Origin of the sequence: Coriobacterium glomerans PW2, assembly GCF_000195315.1 — a bacterium.
Taxonomy (GTDB): domain Bacteria; phylum Actinomycetota; class Coriobacteriia; order Coriobacteriales; family Coriobacteriaceae; genus Coriobacterium; species Coriobacterium glomerans.
The window spans coordinates 1,963,969-1,981,598 of record NC_015389.1; the positions used below are offsets into that span (position 1 = coordinate 1,963,969).

Annotated in this window: 16 protein-coding genes; 4 read left to right on the forward strand and 12 right to left on the reverse strand. The window is 58.0% G+C overall.

The annotated features are described in order from the left end of the window. Nucleotides 1–59 precede the first annotated feature (59 nt). From CORGL_RS08590 to CORGL_RS08650, 12 genes are all read right to left on the reverse strand, one after another. The gene (locus CORGL_RS08590; RefSeq protein WP_013709513.1) at nt 60–971 is read right to left on the reverse strand and encodes a glycoside hydrolase family 43 protein; all 912 of its coding nucleotides are present in this window, start codon (nt 969–971) and stop codon (nt 60–62) included. Then, nucleotides 961–1,866: a carbohydrate-binding protein gene (locus CORGL_RS08595; protein ID WP_156789835.1), complete on the reverse strand. Its 906-nt coding sequence runs from the start codon at nt 1,864–1,866 to the stop codon at nt 961–963. Before CORGL_RS08595 ends, CORGL_RS08590 begins: the two co-directional genes overlap by 11 nt. Beyond that, nucleotides 1,847–3,568, reverse strand: coding sequence for a glycoside hydrolase family 43 protein (locus CORGL_RS08600; protein ID WP_013709515.1), 1,722 nt, complete (start codon nt 3,566–3,568; stop codon nt 1,847–1,849). Before CORGL_RS08600 ends, CORGL_RS08595 begins: the two co-directional genes overlap by 20 nt. Then, entirely contained in the window at nt 3,562–4,707 is a 1,146-nt protein-coding gene (locus CORGL_RS08605; protein ID WP_013709516.1) for a glycoside hydrolase family 88 protein, read from the reverse strand. The genes CORGL_RS08600 and CORGL_RS08605 overlap by 7 nt, the downstream gene beginning before the upstream one ends. Beyond that, nucleotides 4,688–5,332, reverse strand: coding sequence for a hypothetical protein (locus CORGL_RS08610; RefSeq protein ID WP_013709517.1), 645 nt, complete (start codon nt 5,330–5,332; stop codon nt 4,688–4,690). The genes CORGL_RS08605 and CORGL_RS08610 overlap by 20 nt, the downstream gene beginning before the upstream one ends. A 91-nt stretch (nt 5,333–5,423) precedes the next feature. Next, the gene (locus CORGL_RS08615) at nt 5,424–6,293 is read right to left on the reverse strand and encodes a PTS system mannose/fructose/sorbose family transporter subunit IID (RefSeq protein ID WP_013709518.1); all 870 of its coding nucleotides are present in this window, start codon (nt 6,291–6,293) and stop codon (nt 5,424–5,426) included. After that, entirely contained in the window at nt 6,286–7,152 is an 867-nt protein-coding gene (locus CORGL_RS08620; RefSeq protein ID WP_013709519.1) for a PTS sugar transporter subunit IIC, read from the reverse strand. Before CORGL_RS08620 ends, CORGL_RS08615 begins: the two co-directional genes overlap by 8 nt. Nucleotides 7,153–7,234: 82 nt before the next feature. Then, nucleotides 7,235–7,720 (reverse strand): PTS sugar transporter subunit IIB, encoded by a 486-nt coding sequence (locus CORGL_RS08625; protein WP_013709520.1) that lies wholly within the window; start codon nt 7,718–7,720, stop codon nt 7,235–7,237. A gap of 67 nt (nt 7,721–7,787) precedes the next feature. After that, nucleotides 7,788–8,219, reverse strand: a complete 432-nt coding sequence (locus tag CORGL_RS08630) for a PTS sugar transporter subunit IIA (RefSeq protein ID WP_013709521.1) — start codon at nt 8,217–8,219, stop codon at nt 7,788–7,790. A 172-nt stretch (nt 8,220–8,391) separates the two neighbouring features. Then, on the reverse strand, nt 8,392–10,155 hold the full coding sequence (locus CORGL_RS08635) for a DUF2264 domain-containing protein (RefSeq protein WP_013709522.1): 1,764 nt from the start codon (nt 10,153–10,155) through the stop codon (nt 8,392–8,394). 334 nt (nt 10,156–10,489) lie between these two features. Next, nucleotides 10,490–10,816 carry a hypothetical protein gene (locus tag CORGL_RS08645; protein WP_041738735.1) on the reverse strand — a complete coding sequence of 109 codons (327 nt, stop codon included), beginning with the start codon at nt 10,814–10,816 and terminating at the stop codon, nt 10,490–10,492. Nucleotides 10,817–11,554: 738 nt separating this feature from the next. Continuing rightward, nucleotides 11,555–12,136, reverse strand: coding sequence for a hypothetical protein (locus tag CORGL_RS08650; protein WP_013709525.1), 582 nt, complete (start codon nt 12,134–12,136; stop codon nt 11,555–11,557). Between the two features lie 858 nt (nt 12,137–12,994). Between CORGL_RS08650 and CORGL_RS08655 the strand changes: the two genes are divergently transcribed. Genes CORGL_RS08655 through CORGL_RS08670 form a run of 4 tightly spaced genes read left to right on the forward strand, consistent with a single transcriptional unit; the run spans nt 12,995 to nt 17,571 of the window. Next, on the forward strand, nt 12,995–13,453 hold the full coding sequence (locus tag CORGL_RS08655) for a PTS sugar transporter subunit IIA (protein WP_013709527.1): 459 nt from the start codon (nt 12,995–12,997) through the stop codon (nt 13,451–13,453). Beyond that, on the forward strand, nt 13,450–13,764 hold the full coding sequence (locus CORGL_RS08660) for a PTS fructose transporter subunit IIB (protein ID WP_013709528.1): 315 nt from the start codon (nt 13,450–13,452) through the stop codon (nt 13,762–13,764). Before CORGL_RS08655 ends, CORGL_RS08660 begins: the two co-directional genes overlap by 4 nt. Before the next feature lie 3 nt (nt 13,765–13,767). Next, nucleotides 13,768–14,874 carry a PTS fructose transporter subunit IIC gene (locus CORGL_RS08665; protein WP_013709529.1) on the forward strand — a complete coding sequence of 369 codons (1,107 nt, stop codon included), beginning with the start codon at nt 13,768–13,770 and terminating at the stop codon, nt 14,872–14,874. Nucleotides 14,875–14,901: 27 nt separating this feature from the next. Beyond that, nucleotides 14,902–17,571, forward strand: coding sequence for a glycoside hydrolase family 38 N-terminal domain-containing protein (locus tag CORGL_RS08670; RefSeq protein WP_013709530.1), 2,670 nt, complete (start codon nt 14,902–14,904; stop codon nt 17,569–17,571). The last annotated feature ends 59 nt before the right edge of the window (nt 17,572–17,630 follow it).

Here is a 17,630-nt window from a genome sequence, read left to right on the forward strand (position 1 = left end):
CTTCTTCCCTTCCTCTTTGAATCGCCAGATCGCTCAGAGTCAGCTGTATGCGCCGAGCGTCATGAAATGCTGGCGGCTTCATCGCTCCAGACGATCTCCATCGGATCATGCCGATCATCGGTGAAGCGCACAGCAACCAAGCTGTAGCGCGAGGTGCCGAGATCCTCTCGGCACCAGTGATCTATCAATGCGAGATAGCCGTCACCCGCCCGGAAGATGCAGGTGATCTGCCCGTCAAAGGTTGTGTGCTCGCGTGGTCCGCGGCAGGGGTTGTCGATCAGCCTCCATCTGCCATCCATGGCGACGGCCGTGCCGAACAGCGCCGCGTTCGGGTGCCATCCGCTGCATCCTGAGGTGACCAGATAGCGTTGATCGTGGGCGGCGAACACGCAGGGCGCTTCCCTCTTCTGATCGATGAACACCCGGGCGAAGTCGCCTTCGACATCGAGGCAGTCTTCGGTGAGTGCAGCGATGTGAAGCGTCCAGTTGCTCTCTGAGCTGTAGATGACGTAGATGCGCCCCTGCTCCTCGGAGAACAGCGTCATGTCCCTGCTCTGCTGATTATTCGGTCGCATAGCTCGAACTAATTCGAAGGGGCCCGCAGGATCGCTCGCCATCGCGACGCCGATCGACGCAGCACGGTAGGTCGCATCATCGGCGTGGAACCACATCACATAGCGACCGGTCGCCTCGCAGCGCACGACGCGCGGTCGCTCAACCACACCCGAGGGCCGCATGAGCGGACAAGGATGATCTGGCGAGGTGGGCAACACGAGTCCGCAGTCGTGCCAAGATCTCAGATCGGCCGATCGATAGCAGCGGATACCGATCGCCTCGACCCGCCGATCGCGGGTCTCGCACGATTTGTCCTCCCCGTACCAGAAGAATCCATCATCTGTCGGCAGAATCCAACCGCCGTGCGCTTGAATGGGCCTGCCGCGCTCATCGAACCACATCGAATTATTTCGCATCTGATCGCTCCGTATCACCCGTGTCGGCTTGGTCATCTTCAACGCGGCGCGGGTCCCGGACGCTCCACGAGCCCGGATCGGTTTCGCGACCCATGACCATGATCTGGGACAGCCCGGGAAAGCCGTGCTCCTCCGCCTTCTCCAACTGTGAAAGGGCAAGCCATGCGATGCGAGCGCCACCGAGCGGAAACGTCTGACGCAGGCCCGTGGCCGCGAGCCGCAATGTCACCTGCTGGCCGTCGGACAGCGTGAGCAGCGCACTGCGCCACCAGGTGTCGTGAGGAAAATCTGTTCGCAGATACAGCCGCAGCTCATCAGCGATCACCGATCTTCCGAACTCGATTTTGAGCCAAGCGTCGCGCTGGTCGTTGATACCCCAAGACTCATGGGGCCAGCTGCCATGCCTGCCTGTCTCGAATACTCCGTCGATCGCGTTGCGCGCAAGAAACTGGGGATTGTCGCAGCGAACGTTGGTCACCGCATGCGGATAGAGCACGGGTGCCGAGCCCGACGGCAAGCTCAGATCATGGGAGTTCTCAGCGAGGTTGCGCCAAGATTCTCGCTCCCGCTCATCGAGGACCCGAACATAGCCCCAGTGCCGCTCGCCGGCAAACGCGCGGGGTCCATAGGCCTTGCGCTCATCTCCGAACGGGATCATGAAGGTGAAGGTGCGATCTGTGAGCAGCACCACGCTCTCCGACAAACCGCGATCGAGACACATGGCGAGCATCTGAGGCGGAGCCGCACAGCTGAGCACGATCTGGTCGCCCGGCGCGTAACTGCCGCGCCAGCCGAGAGTCACCTCATCGGCCCGGTTGCCTCGCCATCTCAGGATGCCCGTGCCGGTGCGCACCTCGAGACCCAGCTCCGCCATCTCAACAACCTGACTTGTCAAGGCCGGGGGCGATATCCTCATAGGAGAACGAAGCGAAGCGCGCGTGAGCCGTCTTATCAAACATATCAACGCAGGCGACACCGACCATCGATCCGGTGTATGCCCATCCCGCGACGCGCTCATCGCTCATGCACGAGGCATCGAGCTCAAGAGGCGCACCCGACGCTCCGACCGCCTGCTCGGGTCCGGCATCAAGAGAGACCGCGAAACGCAGACGGGGCTCATTCATGTGCGCGATGAGCGTCACTTCATCGACCGCATCGGGCACCTCGATTCGCTGCCGTCCGCCAAGTGGCATATTCAGCGCACCATCGATGCAGGCGAGCACATCGATCACACGGCAGTCGCGCGCCTCATCGAAACCTACGCATAATAAGACGAATGCCCGGGTGTCATAGATCCAAACGAGCCCGGCGAGCTGGTTGTAATGGGTCGGCTTGAAAGAGAGTGTCGTTTGAGCGCGACAGATCGTGCTCGTCTGCCGCCGCACGAGCAGAGCGGGATCGAACAGCGAGGTCAAAGAGTCGCCGCCGCGAAGCTCAAGACCCCCATCCGTCAGCGTCCACGCAGGATCGCGCAGCGTGCGCGATGCGAGCCACTCCTCACACCATAGATCGGTGGCAGATGTAAACGCCGTCTCATAGTTATATCCCGGCTCACCGGGGCACTTAAAACGATCTGGTGCACACGTGCCGTCCTCATCGGCGGACTCGGCGCAAACGGTTGCATCCGCGACCACGTAGCTGCCGATCGGCGCGGTGTCCCCGCATGCCAAGCGGGGCCAGCCGTCGACCCATATGACGTTTTGGATCGCGGTCTCCCGCCCGAGCGGTGACACCTCGGTACCCGGCAGGTACCGTGCGCACAGATGACAGACGTACCAAGCTCCGGCATCATCGCGGAGCAGGTTGCCGTGCCCCGCCTTTCTGAGCGAGCAGTCCTTTCCCCACGAACTGAGCATCGGACGGGCCGGATCAACCTCGTAGGGACCCCACAGATCATCGGCGCGCGCGACCACGATGCTGTGGTGACGGCCCGTGCCGCCCTCGGCGCACACGATATAATAGCGTCCGTCGTGCTTCATGACATGCGGACCCTCGCGCAGATCGTGCACAGCATCGTCATTGGTGAGCACCGTGCGCGCCATTCCGATCAGGCCGCTCTCGACCGAGAACTCCTGCATGATCAGACCGTTGAACCTATGATGGCCCGGCAGCGGACGCGGATCCCACTGGGGATTGATGAAGTAGTGTCTGCCGTTCTCGTGGAAGATACCCGGATCGAACCCTGATGCGTTGATGAATACCGGCTTGCTCCACGGGCCGATAATCTCCTGAGCGGTCGTCACGTAGTTTTCGACGTCCCTGAATACGCCGTCGATCTGCTTGCAGACGGTGTAGGCGAGCCAGAAGCGGCCCGTCATCTCATCGAAGGTGAGATCGGGTGCCCAGATGCCCGCCGAATCCGGAATGCCGCGCAGGTCGAGATCGCCCAGCAGACCACCTAGGCTTCTCCAGCGCACAAGATCGATCGACTCGTATATCGAGACTCCCGGCATCCATTGAAACGTCGAGGTGACGAGGTAGTACTTCCCTCGTGCGCGGCACAGACATGGATCGGGATGCGCACCGGCGAGGACCGGGTTGGCGACCACCGTCCTGTCCCCCGCATCGTAAGGCTCTTGGCAGAGTTCCTCTACCATAGCCGCGCGTCCTTACCGAGCAGCCGCAGCACGACCTCGAGCAAATAATAGTCGGCGTAAACCATGGCCACGTGTCGATCGCTCTCGCAGTGATAGGCTCCCGAGCACATCTGAACGATGCCGTCGCGGTCGATATCCCAATCACAGAACCGCGTATCGGTCGCTCGCAGGATGCGCATCGCCCAACTGAGCCAGCTCGCTCGCTCAGCGCCCTCGCAGGCCTCCGCAATCTCGAGCAGACCGCAGGTGGCGATGCATCCGGCGAGCGCATCCCAGAGCACCGGCTTCGCCGGCTGACGAAAGTCGAGCAGGGCCACATCGCCGGTCAGTGCCACCTGGGAGGTGAAATAGTTTGCCACGCGTTTCGCCGCGCACAGATAGCGCTCATCGCCCGTGTGCCGATAGGAGAGCGCGAATCCGTAGATAGCCCATGATTGGCCCCGGGACCAAGAGGATCCGCTTGCGCAACCCTGTCCGGCGGGGGCCCCCAGAAGCGCACCGGTTGCGGGATCGAGCTGGATGATATGGTTGCACGAACCGTCCGGGCGAACGATCTTGTCGAGCACGGTGTCGGCGTGATCGCACGCGATGTAGGTGAAACGCGGATCACCTATGCGCTCCGCAGCCCAATACAGCAGCGGGATGTTCATCATCGAATCGACGATGACCCATCCGGCGCGGTCGCGGTTCCACGATCGAATGAAGCGACCTCTCGGATTGTAGCGCCCGGCGAGCAGATGAGACGCATGCAGCCCGCGAGCCTCTGAGCGCTCGTTGCCGGTGAGACGGAAGTCCGCAACAGCCGAGAGAAGCCACATGAATCCCACGTCGTGATGGAGACCGGTATATCGGTCGAGCGCGCGGTCGAGTTTCTCCTCGACGGCTCGAGCTGGTTTGGCGTAGCGCTCGTTACCCGTCAGGTGATAGAGCTGCCAAAGAATCCCCGGCCAGAAGCCGTTGGTCCACCACACGATGTCTGTCAGAGATTTGTCCTCGCGATATGCACCGTTCTGCGCAATGTAGGGAATCGCTGAGCCCACGCGGTCGCACTCCGCGAAGAGCTTGGCGGTGAGCCGAGCCAGCGTCGCCTGCGTCCAAGCGCGCTCCTCAGCATTCAGATCAAATGGCTGTTCCAACACCGACACCCCCGTCGAGCTGATCGACTTGCATTTCGAGATGCAGCGCAGCACGCGAGCGCAACGCGAGCACGCGGCCATCGCCGATTGACGCATAGATGCACGCGAGTAGATACTCGGCGTACCCCAAGCGATGGCCATTGAGATTGGCAATTTGATCTTCGATGCGTTCGCGCTGATCGACTCGACCTGCGAGCACGATCTCGAAGAACTGCCGGTATCCCTCCAAGCTGGTAACGTTTACATGCGAGGCCTCCATCTCCTTGAGGATGCGCTCGCACCGTTTTCGGTCGCGCATGCGGGCGAACGCCGCGAACCCGTCGGTGAGCAGGCTCACGCGATTGAACTCATTCAGAGGAAGTTTCATAAGCACATTGAACTGATCAGCCATACGCTGTCGGTCATGTGAAAGTGCATATGCCTTGAAGCACGCGATTCCACGTGCATAGGGCGACACCAGCATCCTCGCTGCGCGACCATCAGCGCGGGCGAGAACCGCTTCGGGGTTCCCCCGTTCAAGATCATGCATCATCTGAAGATAGACGTCGCTGCGCAGACGAAACATGGCAAGTGCCGAGACGAGAACGACAATGACAATGGCAGCGAGCATGATTCCGAGCGCGCTCATACATCCCCTTCCTGGCCGATGAGCGGAGTGCCGGTGGAAACCGGTACTCCGCTCCCTTCATCGTGAAGATCAATCAGCATTGCAAGTGCCTTTAACCAGTAACTCCCAGCAACGTGAGCACGATGGCAATTACGATCATTATGAGCAGAAGAATCATCGCGCTGTTCTTTGATCTGCTCCGACGCAGGTACATGAAGCTACCGAGCGTAAGCAACAGTGGGAAGAGCCCGGGCAGAATCGAGTTGAGCATATTCTGCAGATTGAAGACCGCACCACCGCCCATGTCAACGACGAGCGTGGTCTTGACAGATACGAACTGAGCGACCATGGCCCCGGTCATAATCATGCCGAGAACGGTAAAGCCCTTGGTGAGCGCCTGCATTTTGCCCGAAGCGAGCGCCTCGGTGATGAAGCCGGTTCCGAGCCGCATGCCGAGACTTCCGCACAGGTAGTGGATGATGAGATCGGGAACGTTATATACGAGCGCAAATAGAATAGGTCCTAGCCAACTGCCCTGCTGCGCGAAGCCCACGGAGACGCCGATAGCGATAATGCGCAGACACGACAGGGTGATCGCATCGCCGATACCGGCGAGCGGGCCCATAAGGGCGACCTTGATGGCCTCGATAGAGGCATCATCGAACTCTTCGCCGCGTGACAGGGCTGCTTTGCGGTCATATTCCATAGAGATGACGAGCGCGAATATAAACGAAGCATACTGAGGCGTGGTGTTGAAAAAGTTCTGATGGCGCTGAATTGCCTCGTAGAACTCGTCTGTCTCCTTGCCGTAGATGTCCTCGAGATACGGGATCATCATGAATGCGAACGTCGTGCCCTGCTGCTTGGTATAACTCGTGCAGAACATGATGAACATGGTGCGCCAGAACAGACTCCAAGTGATCTTGGCCTTTTTCCCCGGGGTGAGCGCAGCCGCCCCTTCGGTGGCAATCGCATTAGTCATTGAAGAAGTCCTCGCTTTCATCGCTCGATGCGGAAATGGCATGCGCCGCCTTCTTCTCATTGATCTTCCTGAACTCGTTGAAAATGACGAGCGCGGCCAAGGCGCCGCCGAACAACGCAAGCTCTACGAGCGTCAGGATCGGAGTGGGCGCACTCGTGAGATTGACCGCTTTGCCGTCAAGCGCCGCCGCAGTCACGTTGTTGTAGCTGAAAAACGCGATCGCACCGAAACCGACAAAGAAATACGGGAACTCGGTGGGCGTGTAGAGCTGCTTGAGCAGCAACGCGAGTCCGAGCGCGGGCAGCATCGTTGACGCCACCGTAAGCGATTTCTGAAGCCATGTCGGCAGGGCATCGACGAATGCCTGAACGACCGGCTGCCCGGCGAGCGTGCAGACGAAACCGAGAACGAAGTAGCACAGCACGAAAACGATTGCCTGTGCAAACCAAAGTCGCTTGTAACTACCCACTTTGTGCTCGGTGAGCAGGATCTCGAAGCGAGGCACGATCATGGTGACAACGATCTTCATGCACGAGTAGAGAAGCGTGCCGAGCGCGGAGAGGGGTACGGCAAGCGTCACTGCCACCGAGACGTTCTGGCCCAGAATCATGGCAAACGCTGATCCGAAGATAGCACCCATCGTGATATCAGAGGGCATCACGCCACCTAGACTCACGTTGCCGATGAAGATAAGCTCCATCTCAGCCGCTAGCGTCAGCCCCTCCTGGGGATGGCCGAGCAGCAGGCCCAGGACAGGGACGCAGACGATCGGTCTGGAGAGCTGCGAGGAACAGGTCCAGTCGAGGAATTTCGCCCCCATCAGCACAAGGCCGACCATTAACGCGGCATACACATCCATATTGACTCCTTCCTTCTATTCTTGGTTAAGCGTATGAAACGACCAGCTCACCGGGGCGAGCGGGACACCAAATTACTGAGAGCTATGCGAGCATGCCCATGAAGTCAAGACGCGCGTCATCGGGTAGCGGTTGGTAAATCACCTCAATGCCCAGATTGGCGATCTGCCGTATGGCCTTTTCGTCTCCCTCGGTAAGATAAACCGTATCGGATATCTTCTTTTTGCCGGTGATCGACCCGTTAATGCGTCCATAGTTGGCTATATCGAGAACAGGGCGTTCCTCGATCGCCTTGAACACCTCGAGCAGATTCGCCGGATCATTTGAGATGAGCAGGATCTTCATTGCGTCCGCACGATGATCAGACAGGATCGCGGCCGCCTTCTTGTTCGGCAAAATCGCTCCCTTCACCCCCGGCGGTATCGCCCCTTTTAATGCGGCGACCTGCACCGGGCTTGCTGCCACCTTGTCACTGGCAACGATGATTCTCGTGATGCCGAGATCCTTGGACCATCTGACCGCCACCTGACCGTGAATGAGACGATCATCGATACGCGCCATGCTGATCATTGCTCGCTCCTTTCTCCTTTGGTCGCTTCGATCCTGCGCCTGCCTGGTCGCACGAGCCCATTGCCCGCTAGAAGAAGTCCTCCTCACCGCTGGTCGTTCCATCTGAGATTAGCTTGGGTGAAAGCAGGTTCGTTCTCTCTTTCGACTCCTCGATGATGACCTGCAGCTGCTTGTCGGAGAGTTGTCCTGAAGAGCAGAGCACACCAAGGACTAAACCCAGCGACATGCCCGAGATCACCTTTGTGTTCGGCATGTCGAGCAACTGCTGAACACATTGGTTGCAAACGCTTCCACCAAGGATGTCCGCGATGACGACGAACTGCGTCTCAGGATGCGCTGCGGCGCGATCAGCAATCTTCCCGATTATCTCCACGCAGCTTCCATCCGGCGCGAGGCACGCGCAGGACAGCTCAGCGCTTTCACCGAATACCATCTTCACCGCGCTCATCATGCCGTACGCGAGATCTCCGTGCGAAACCAGAACAATGTTTCTGTGCACGTTTGCCCCTCCCGTTGTCCAGAGTCGATTATGTTTAGTTAACCAGTTTAGTACACCTTTGTTATTGTAGCATCCGTTTGCTTATTCCATGACGCGTCCTAGCAAAGAGATGTAAACCATCCGCTCACGGAAGATTTCAAACCGCTCGCGAATCTTTTCGTTTCCCTGTTTCTCAGGCGAAGAGTTCCTCGCCGAAGACGAGACATCCGAACAAGCTTTCTCCGGCGGGGATCTCAACCCGGAGCACCGGGACCGCACTCGGTTCGGAGCTGAGCACATTTGTATTGGGGTTCTGCCGAACGATGTCTGGAGATCGGCGGCACCATGCTCCATCTTGGGGCTTCTGCGGCATCCCAGCCGCTTCCAAGATGCGTCCGATGACTGAAGGGTCATCTGCCGCATCGCTGATCTCGCTGATCTGCGTTCTCTGCGCGTGCTGCATTTTCCAGATCCGGACCGAGTTCGAACCGGTTTCGCTTTCATCGAACTTGGAGCTCCACCCCATCACCGGAAAACCGCCCTCATAGGTTTCCATGGGATACTCCGCTTCGATGCGATGCACGCGCACATGCCGTCGCGCGTCGATGGGTACCAGCCAGGTCTCAACGCGGACCAGGTCCCGATAGCTCCACATGCTGTACGCGTACCGCTCGCAGACGGACCACGCGTCGATGCGCGATCTGCTCACGAACTGACCCGTATGTGCGATCGACAATGCGAGGGAGCTGTCGACGCCGAAGTTCGCGATGCCGTCGACATCGCGTGAGAGATTCCATCCGAAAGCTGTCGAATAACAGAACTTGCCGTACTTTCCCATGCGCTGAAGAACCGAGCCCGCGCTGTACTGCATCACCGAAAGTGCAAAGCAATCGCGCTCACCTCGCTGGATCAAAAGACCGGGCGCGGGCTGCGCACGACGCTCGCTGATAGCAGGTGCCGTTGGCTTAGTTTGCCAGAACTGACTCTCACCGTCGAAGGCAAGCAACAGAAACGCCTTGAACCCCCAAAAGGGCGCTCCGGGAGCCGTATAATCCTCTGCCACGAGAATATTGGGGTAGCCAAATCCGATGCTCAAAACGCCATCCTGCGTGATGGGTTGCTCCGACCAGAAGCTCAGGTTTGCGAGCGTCATCTGCTTGATCTCCGAGATGTCATGCGTATTCGCCTTGGCCAGCGTGGCGGCGGCCCAGTAGCCGATGTGCGCGAAGCGATAGGTCAGACTCCTGCCGAATGGAATGCTTCTCCCCTGCGAATCACTCCAGCAGATGAAGTCCTCTTCGAACGCCTGGCTTCGTGCGATGACATCTTTAAGCGCGTGATCGGGAACAAACCGATCTATCAACAGGGCATACAGGTGGAAGACGATGGCGACATAGTAGTCGCGCTGAAATGGCTTGCCGTCCTCGAACCATCCGTCCGACACGTACATGCTTTCCACCGCTCGGCAGTCCGACTCGATGCGCTTGCTGCTAAAACTCAGGCCGTTCTGACGCAAGCCGTAGTTAACCATGATGCGAAACAGATACCAGTTGCCCCAGGGCAGATCGATATCGTTGATCGCGTTGAGCCAGCGCTCCAGCGATCGAGTCTCCTCCTCGGAAAAACGATCCAACAGGCTCTTCCCACAGCTGAGCAGCCCGAAACCGTAAACTCCCATCTCGACGCAGATCTGTCTGGTCTTGATGGTCGGGTACGGGAAGGAAAGCTCGCCCGGACGCAGGCCGACCCGAATTCGCTCGATCCACGGTTCGACGATTCTCTCGTCATATTCTCCACTGCACAGCAGAGAAAAGATCGCCCACAGTGGACGCGAGACATATTCAAGATGGCGGATCTCCTCGCCGTACGATGAACCCGTCTTCCCTATGTAGTCGAACGGATCTGGCAGCAACTCGACAAGCCAGTCCGTGAGATCTTCCCGACTGCATATCATCATATCGCCCTTTCGCAACTCATTCCGGATTGATAAACCGGTCCGCCTTTCAGTTTACCATCGGATATGACTCATCGCGTCGGGTCGGGGGCCGCTGCCGCAGCCCTGTCGGGCGCTGCGGCTGCCTGTCGCGAATCATGTCGGGCGACACCGCAGCGACGCTCTCATCGGAGCTGCCCCATACGGCTTCCATACCCGTCAGATCGCTCGCCGCCTTAAGCGTATTCGGCTCGACCCTCGACAGCTTGGCTTCACTTCTATCGAGGACCACATCGCTGCCCCGGAGCAAGCAACTTGTTGATCAGCTCGGTCACGTCGTAGTCGAAGTTCTTATTAGCTATGGCATATGATTTTCCCATGCGTCCTCGGGATCCTGCGGACACGTATTGAAGGTGATATTCTCCGGAGTCCATAAGATATGCGTCGGCTGTTCGTCTTCTGTGAGGTGCCCACTGGTTTCAGTAAGCAAGGTGTTCTGAGCATCTCTGTTCTTGCTGTATATCACAGAGATCAGAGCTTTGCTTACCCCGGTTTTGGAAAGTTCGACCGGATTGAGACGCAGATAGGCGATAAGTCCGCTGCCGAAGATGAGCGTCGTGCCGTCATTAAAGTTCTTGCCTGCTTCACCGTCATCCGTTACAAACGCGTCGGCACTCACCGCCATCGATAAATTCGTGAAGGTAAGTTTTGTTCCATGGGGATTCTTGCAAACATCTCAGGCGTAATGTCATTGAAAACCGTTCCGTCGTCTTCTCCCCTCTTCGTGAGAGATCTCGATGGCAACACGATCCGCAAAGAACGGGACAAACGGCTCGGAAACCGAGTTGGGGTGTTCAAGGAGCGGTCAAGTGCCTGCCGCTACTGTTGGGAAACGTCGAGATCGAGTGTCTGATACCATGCCGGTCCAATAGGTGACGCTAGCATCTAATCCGCTCCCAGCGCTCAAATCCCTTGTGTAATAATCTGGATACTCTGAATCAAGCAACGTCAGGATTTCTTCATGCGAGCAGATCTCAAACAATTCAGCGCCTTCGCGGTTCGTGAAACAGCAACAACATATGCACCGGGCTCGTCACGGGAGCCAACAACTTGTACCGTCTCGGAAGAGCTGTCAGAAGGAGAGCTTGCATAGGACCTCTCATCCATAAGTCAGCCTCACGTATTCGATAGTCTTAATCCCGTTTGAATCTAAACAGGGTTCTTCACCATCACTTCAACGCGCAACATGACCAAGGAACCATGCCCTCAGATCGTCTGATCTGACCTCGTGGAATCATCCCTGGCTTTTATACCGAATCGGTATACTCGTGGTGCGATGCATCAAGCCGATATTGGCGGAAGCGCGGTGAAAATTGCAGCCCGAAACCGCCTTCTGAATCAAGATTGCGGAGATGAAATGGCACTACCGCGCATCAGAGCTAGCTAGAGAGTCATCAGATTCATACAATCTTTTAAGAACGAGGTTCACAAGACTATTCGCCTTTTTGTTGGAAAGCGGAAGCTCGAACTTCGTGACTTCGGCCGTGACCTTTCCGCAAAAGTCAAATCCATCAGTTCCCGGAGCAATGAAAGCAATCCTGTCTTCGAGAATATGATGGTTTCTAGGTTCGTTCTTCTTAGTTTCGTTGCTGTCACGGTCGGGAGCCTGCAGGCTGACGATTAGTGCGTCTTCCTCACCCTTCTTGATGGTAATCCAACGCCAATTGGAGAGGTCGTAAGGCACATCTAAAGTACTGCCGGATTTGTACGTTTTCGCGCCATGACCAGAATTACCTGTTTGTACCCAATAGCCAGCCTGTTTAAGCTTTGCCGCAAATTTATTTTCCGGCTTGTCCCCCGGCTTGTCCTCCGATTTGTCCCTCAGCTTGTCCCCCAGCTCGTTCTTCAGCTTCTCCCTCAGAATTCTCCATTCCACTTTTCTCGCGTCGTGATAAAGTTTGCGAGCCGCTATAAAATATTGTTGCCGATAGTCTTCAGTATTCATGACTACAAGTCCTTCCTGCCTCGTTGTAACGCGTGCCGTTCCTTTTGGTACTTTGAATGAAAGATGTCTGGATTGCAACGGAGCCAAAGAGGTCTGATTGAATTTACCGCTTTCAAGCGATGCGTAGCCGGCGGATTCTAACGATCATCGCACCGCGACTCGAGGGAGTGATGCTCGATGACTTACGAAAGGAGCCTCAAGGGGAGGGACCTGAACTGGTGAGAGGGGGATGCTCGACCCGCGTCGCCGCCCCGCGTCCTCAGGCGTCGGCGCCTCGACGGCGAGCGGGTGCGTCTCGGAGGGCGGATCACCGAGGGTCTCAAACAGCCGTCCGCCCGAGGTGAGAGCCCGGGCGCTTGATCTGGTGGGGCGCGTCCGAACGTCCGCTGCGATCGCCCTCTTCCTCTGCTCTCTAGTGCAGTGCGCCATGGAAACGACACCTCCTCGCATGCGGTCCGACAAATGCCCCGGCTAGCAACAACAACTTTATGCCGCCACTTCCCGTCGCAAACTCTCGACAAGAGTCGTGTCATCGCAGCAGAATATGGGAAGCGACATAGCCCGCAGTCTGGTGCGGCGGGGCTACGTTTTGGTCACGGCGCCAGCGGATACTGGCCACTATTTCCTTCTACTGACTCCACCCGCCATCGCTTACAATTCCGCCCAGCCCTCAGCAGAAGCCTCAGAATGCTCGGTGCGTAGAGCGCCGATTGCAGAATTTCAAGAAGGATCGCCGCGGGTGACGCCTCCCATCCGCATTCCGCATCACGTGGAAATCGAATGTGCTTACAACGCCTGCGCTCCACACTAGACTGAAGCCATATAGGCAGGCAGATACGTTGCTAGGGGGTGAATGAAATGGAGATCACAGTTGAAGATATCCTGCTCGATGTTCTGAGCGCCGATCGAGACGATCTTATCAGGACCATCTCCGATATCGCCGTCAAAAGGGGCTATACCCTATCGGCATCCAAGCTCTTCGATGCCTTCATCGACCGCGAGATGGAGTACTCAACCGGGCTGCAAGATGGCTTTGCCATCCCGCACGCCAAAAGCGACGCTGTCGAGCGGGCGGGCGTCATCTACGCCCGCCTCAGGCAGCCCATCGAGTGGAAGACGTATGACGACGCGCCCGTCACAGACGTGTTCGCTCTGATGGTTCCTGAGCAGGAGAAGGGAACGATTCACCTGCAGATGCTTGGTAACCTTGCAAACGCCCTGCTCGAAGATGATTTCAAAACGCAATTGAGAGCTTTGGACGATGAGGCGGCGATCGCAGGCTTCATCACGGAACAGATAGGAGTAGAGGTCTCATGAATATCGTAGGTATCTCAGCGTGCCCGGCCGGTCTGGCGCACACGCCCATGGCGGCAAAGGCCCTGGAGAAGGCCGGAGCAGAGCTCGGTTACAACGTCAAGATGGAACAACAGGGTTCCATGGGACCGGTCAACGCGATAACGCAGGAGGAGGCCGACGCGGCGGACTTCGTGCTCATCGCATCGGACCAGAAGATCACGGGCATGGAGCGTTTCAAAGGCAAGAAGATCCTGCGCCTGGACATCAACGTATGCATCAAGGCACCGAAAGCAGTCCTTCAGAAATGCGTTGCAGCCGTAGAGGGGGCGTAGACGATGAAGAAGCTACTAGCAGAGATGAAGGGCTCGCTGATGAGCGGGATCTCATATATGATCCCGACCGTCATCGGCGGTGCCATGATCGTCGGGATCCCCCAGCTTATCGGCATGGCCTTCGGAGTCAACGACCTGTCAGCCTATAAGGACGCGGCGGGATTCTTCCATATCCTGTATCAGATCAATCAGGTCGGCTGGATCGGCATCGGACTGGTCAATCTCGTCATCGCTGGATACGTCGCATACGCTATCGGCGATAAACCCGCCTTGGGTGCCGGTTTCATCGGCGGCCAGCTGGCAACGAACATTCAAGCAGGCTTTCTCGGCGCGCTCGTTGCTGGCTTCGTCGCGGGCTATACCGCGCGCTGGTGCCGCAACATCAAGGTCGGAGAAGCTTGGAGCTCCTCGATTCCTCTGATCGTCGTTCCCCTTCTGACCACGGGCGCCGTCGCCATCGTGCTGGGCGCGGTGCTTGCCACTCCCCTTTCTTGGATCAACACCAGTCTCGTGGCGTGGGTCAAAGGAATGATCGCCAGCAACACCAACAGCGTCGTCATCGCGGTCGTTCTGGGCGCTATGATCGGCACGGATCTGGGAGGGCCTATCAACAAGGCCGCGTGGATGGTCGGCAACGTCTTGTTCATCGAGGGCATCTACCAGCCCTGCCTCATGACCAATATCGCGATCTGCTGCATCCCGTTGGGCTACGCCGTCTCGACGTTCATCTACCCGCGCAAGAAGTTCTCCGATGAGATGTTCGCCGCGGGCAGAAACAATCTGATCATGGGTTCATTCGGAATCACCGAGGGCGCCATCCCGTTTCTGCTCGCCAGTTCTCTGAAGCTGCTGCCCATCAACATGATCGGCGGCGCGCTGGGAGCGGCGACCGGAGTCATCTTGGGTATGCACTCGCATATCCCGCCCCTGGGAGGTTTGCCCGGAATCATCACCGCCGACAACAAGCTCGCCTATATCGCAGGCATCGCCGTCGGCGCGCTGTTCATCGGTATCGTCGCGCCGCTCGTCGCGAACTTCAATCCGAGCAAGGACAAGGTGGAGGAAGAAATCGATCTCGATGACATCAAGATCGATATGTCAGAGCTCTAGGCTGCTTTTGGGAGGGGACTTCAGAGCATGGTAAGAACAGTTCACGTCATCCCGCATACGCACTGGGACAGGGAGTGGTACTTCACGACCTCGCGCTCCATGGTCTATCTGCTGAAGGACTTCGGCGATGTGCTCGCCAACCTGGAGTCCAATCCCGGTTACGATCGCTTCGTCTTGGATGGGCAGTCCTCCCTCATAGAGGATTATCTCGCTCTGCGACCGCAAGACGAGCTGCGCGTGAGACAGCTCGTCGCCGACGGGAAGCTGATCTTGGGCCCTTGGTACACGCAGACCGATCAGTTCGTGATATCGGGCGAGAGCATCGTGCGCAATCTGCAATACGGCATGGACATCGCAGATCGCCTTGGCGCCCACATGAATGTGGGCTACGTTCCCGACTCGTTCGGTCAGGAATCGAGCATGCCCCAGATCTATCAGGGGATGGGCATCCGGGACACGCTGTTCTGGCGCGGCGTGTCCCGTCAAGACAGCGAGAGGACCGAGTTCATCTGGCGGGGCGAGGATGGCAGCACCGTCTGCGCCTACCAGATCCCCTATGGCTACTACATCGGAGGCGTCATCGACGAGACGAAACTCGCCGAGTTGATGCGCGAGGAGCCCTTCGCCTCGATCGTCGAGCGCTCGACCACGAGCCATATCGCCTTTCCGAACGGATTCGACCAGGCGCCTGCCCGTCGTGATCTGCCGGACCTCGTCTCAGAGCTGAATCGGCTGAACGAGAGCTTCCGCTTCGAGGTCTCATCTATCGAGGAGTACATAGAGGCGGTCAGATCGGAGGATCCTGCGCTCGAGACGATTGAGGGCGAGCTCACGAACGGCAGGGACATGCGCATCCACAAGTCGATCTACTCCTCGCGCTCGGATCTCAAGAAGCTGAACACCGAGCTTCAGCACTATCTTGTCAACATTCTCGAGCCGGTTTTGAGCATGGGCGACCACCTCGGTATCGAATACCCCCGAGGAGCTATGGATCGCCTCTGGAAGCTGATGTTCGAAAACGCCGCGCACGACTCCATCGGTTCGTGCGTTTCGGATACGACCAACGAAGACATCCGCATGCGCTACAAGCAGGTTCGAGATACCAGCTCGAGCCTGGTCGAGATCACGCTGCGCCAGATCGCCACGCGCATTGCCGGTAGAGCCGATCAGCCCATCACCTGCACGCTGTTCAACACGATGCCGAGCGCGCGCTCAGAGGTGGCCCACGTTATGCTCTATGCCCCCTCGGCCCAGGTGAAGCTCATCGATGCCAAGGGCGGGGAGCTCCCGATGGTCATCGAGAGCGCCGAGGAGATGAGTGAGTACATCTTGGCGCAGACCATTCAGCTCGATCCCGGCGAGCCGATCTACCGACCGGAGAAGGTGTATCGCATCCAAGCCGACATCGCCGTCCAGGATCTGCCGGCGATGGGCTATGAGCAGCTCTATCTATGTGAGACGGCTGATAGTGCCCAGACGTTGCGCGAAACCGATGACAGGGTACTTGAAAACGACTTCCTCCGGATCTCGGTCGAGGATGACGGATCGCTCACGATCCTCGACAAGCAGAGCGGCCGAATCTACGCAAACCAGGCTGTGCTCGAGGAGAACGGCGATGGGGGCGACTCGTTCAACTACTCTCCGGCAAAAGAGGACATGGTCATCTCCTCGACAGATCAGCCGTGCGAGATACAGGTCCGGCGCTCAGATCTGGTCGACATCGCGGAGATCAGATTCGACTTCGCCGTACCGAGATCGCTTGAGGATCGAGCCCGTGCCGTCACACAGGCAAAAATGCCGGTCACGCTGACCGCTCGTCTGGAAAAGGGATCACGCCTGATCAAGTTCCGCATCACGGCAGACAATCGAGAGCCGATGGATCATCGTCTCTGCGTATGCTTCGACACGGGAATCGCCTCGAGCGTCTCGATCGCCGATCTCCAGTTCGGCACGATTCGAAGGCCGGTCTTCCGCAAGAAGGAGATGCAGCGATGGGAACTCGAGCCGCAGAGCTGGAACGAGAAGCCGATCGCGATCGAAACCTGTCAGTCCTTCGTTGCACTCTCAGATGAGCTGCAGACGGTGGCTGTCATGCCTCAAGGTGTTCGGGAGTATGAGATAATCGGTGACGAGCATTCCACCATCCGGCTGACCCTGTTTCGCACCTACGGTATGATGGGTAAGGATGATCTGCTCTTCCGGCCGGGCAGAGCCTCGGGCGAAAAAGTGGTCGCGACACCGGCAGCGGAGCTGAACGAAGTGCTTGTCTTTGACTTCGCGCATCTCATCGTCGATGCGCCATTCGATAGCGCGCAGGTGGCTCAGACGGCGAAGCGCTACAACACGCCGATACAGCCCTACGAGTACGCGGACTTTCTGAACGGCCGGCTCATCTTCGAGCTGGACCGCGTCAACAGAATGCTACCGGAAAGTGACGAGCTGCTGAGCTGCACCGGGGCTCTGGTGCTCAGCACCCTCAAGAAGGCGCATCATCGAAGCGGCTACATCGCCAGGTTCTACAACGCGAACGCTCAGGGCAGCCTCTCAGATTCGGTTCGCTTCACCCGGACGCCCGCGCGCGTTGAACTTGTGGATCTCAAAGAGGAGAACCCGGAGCGGCTTGAGGTCTGCGACAACGAAGTCGTGCTCGCCGACATCGGCCATGCAAAGGTCGTGACTCTGTACTTCGAGTACTGATCGATTCATCGATGTGTGCGGGGCCGGTATCGCGCAGCGAGACCGGCCCCGCTGCGCGA

What these genes read in the sequence shown, in the direction of transcription:
- CORGL_RS08590 (WP_013709513.1), bottom strand. Translation starts at nt 971, where the DNA reads ATGCGAAATAATTCGATGTGGTTCGATGAGCGCGGCAGGCCCATTCAA.
- CORGL_RS08600 (WP_013709515.1), bottom strand. Translation starts at nt 3,568, where the DNA reads ATGGTAGAGGAACTCTGCCAAGAGCCTTACGATGCGGGGGACAGGACG.
- CORGL_RS08610 (WP_013709517.1), bottom strand. Translation starts at nt 5,332, where the DNA reads ATGAGCGCGCTCGGAATCATGCTCGCTGCCATTGTCATTGTCGTTCTC.
- CORGL_RS08615 (WP_013709518.1), bottom strand. Translation starts at nt 6,293, where the DNA reads ATGACTAATGCGATTGCCACCGAAGGGGCGGCTGCGCTCACCCCGGGG.
- CORGL_RS08620 (WP_013709519.1), bottom strand. Translation starts at nt 7,152, where the DNA reads ATGGATGTGTATGCCGCGTTAATGGTCGGCCTTGTGCTGATGGGGGCG.
- CORGL_RS08625 (WP_013709520.1), bottom strand. Translation starts at nt 7,720, where the DNA reads ATGATCAGCATGGCGCGTATCGATGATCGTCTCATTCACGGTCAGGTG.
- CORGL_RS08635 (WP_013709522.1), bottom strand. Translation starts at nt 10,155, where the DNA reads ATGATGATATGCAGTCGGGAAGATCTCACGGACTGGCTTGTCGAGTTG.
- CORGL_RS08645 (WP_041738735.1), bottom strand. Translation starts at nt 10,816, where the DNA reads ATGGCGGTGAGTGCCGACGCGTTTGTAACGGATGACGGTGAAGCAGGC.
- CORGL_RS08650 (WP_013709525.1), bottom strand. Translation starts at nt 12,136, where the DNA reads ATGAATACTGAAGACTATCGGCAACAATATTTTATAGCGGCTCGCAAA.
- CORGL_RS08655 (WP_013709527.1), top strand. Translation starts at nt 12,995, where the DNA reads ATGGAGATCACAGTTGAAGATATCCTGCTCGATGTTCTGAGCGCCGAT.
- CORGL_RS08660 (WP_013709528.1), top strand. Translation starts at nt 13,450, where the DNA reads ATGAATATCGTAGGTATCTCAGCGTGCCCGGCCGGTCTGGCGCACACG.
- CORGL_RS08665 (WP_013709529.1), top strand. Translation starts at nt 13,768, where the DNA reads ATGAAGAAGCTACTAGCAGAGATGAAGGGCTCGCTGATGAGCGGGATC.
- CORGL_RS08670 (WP_013709530.1), top strand. Translation starts at nt 14,902, where the DNA reads ATGGTAAGAACAGTTCACGTCATCCCGCATACGCACTGGGACAGGGAG.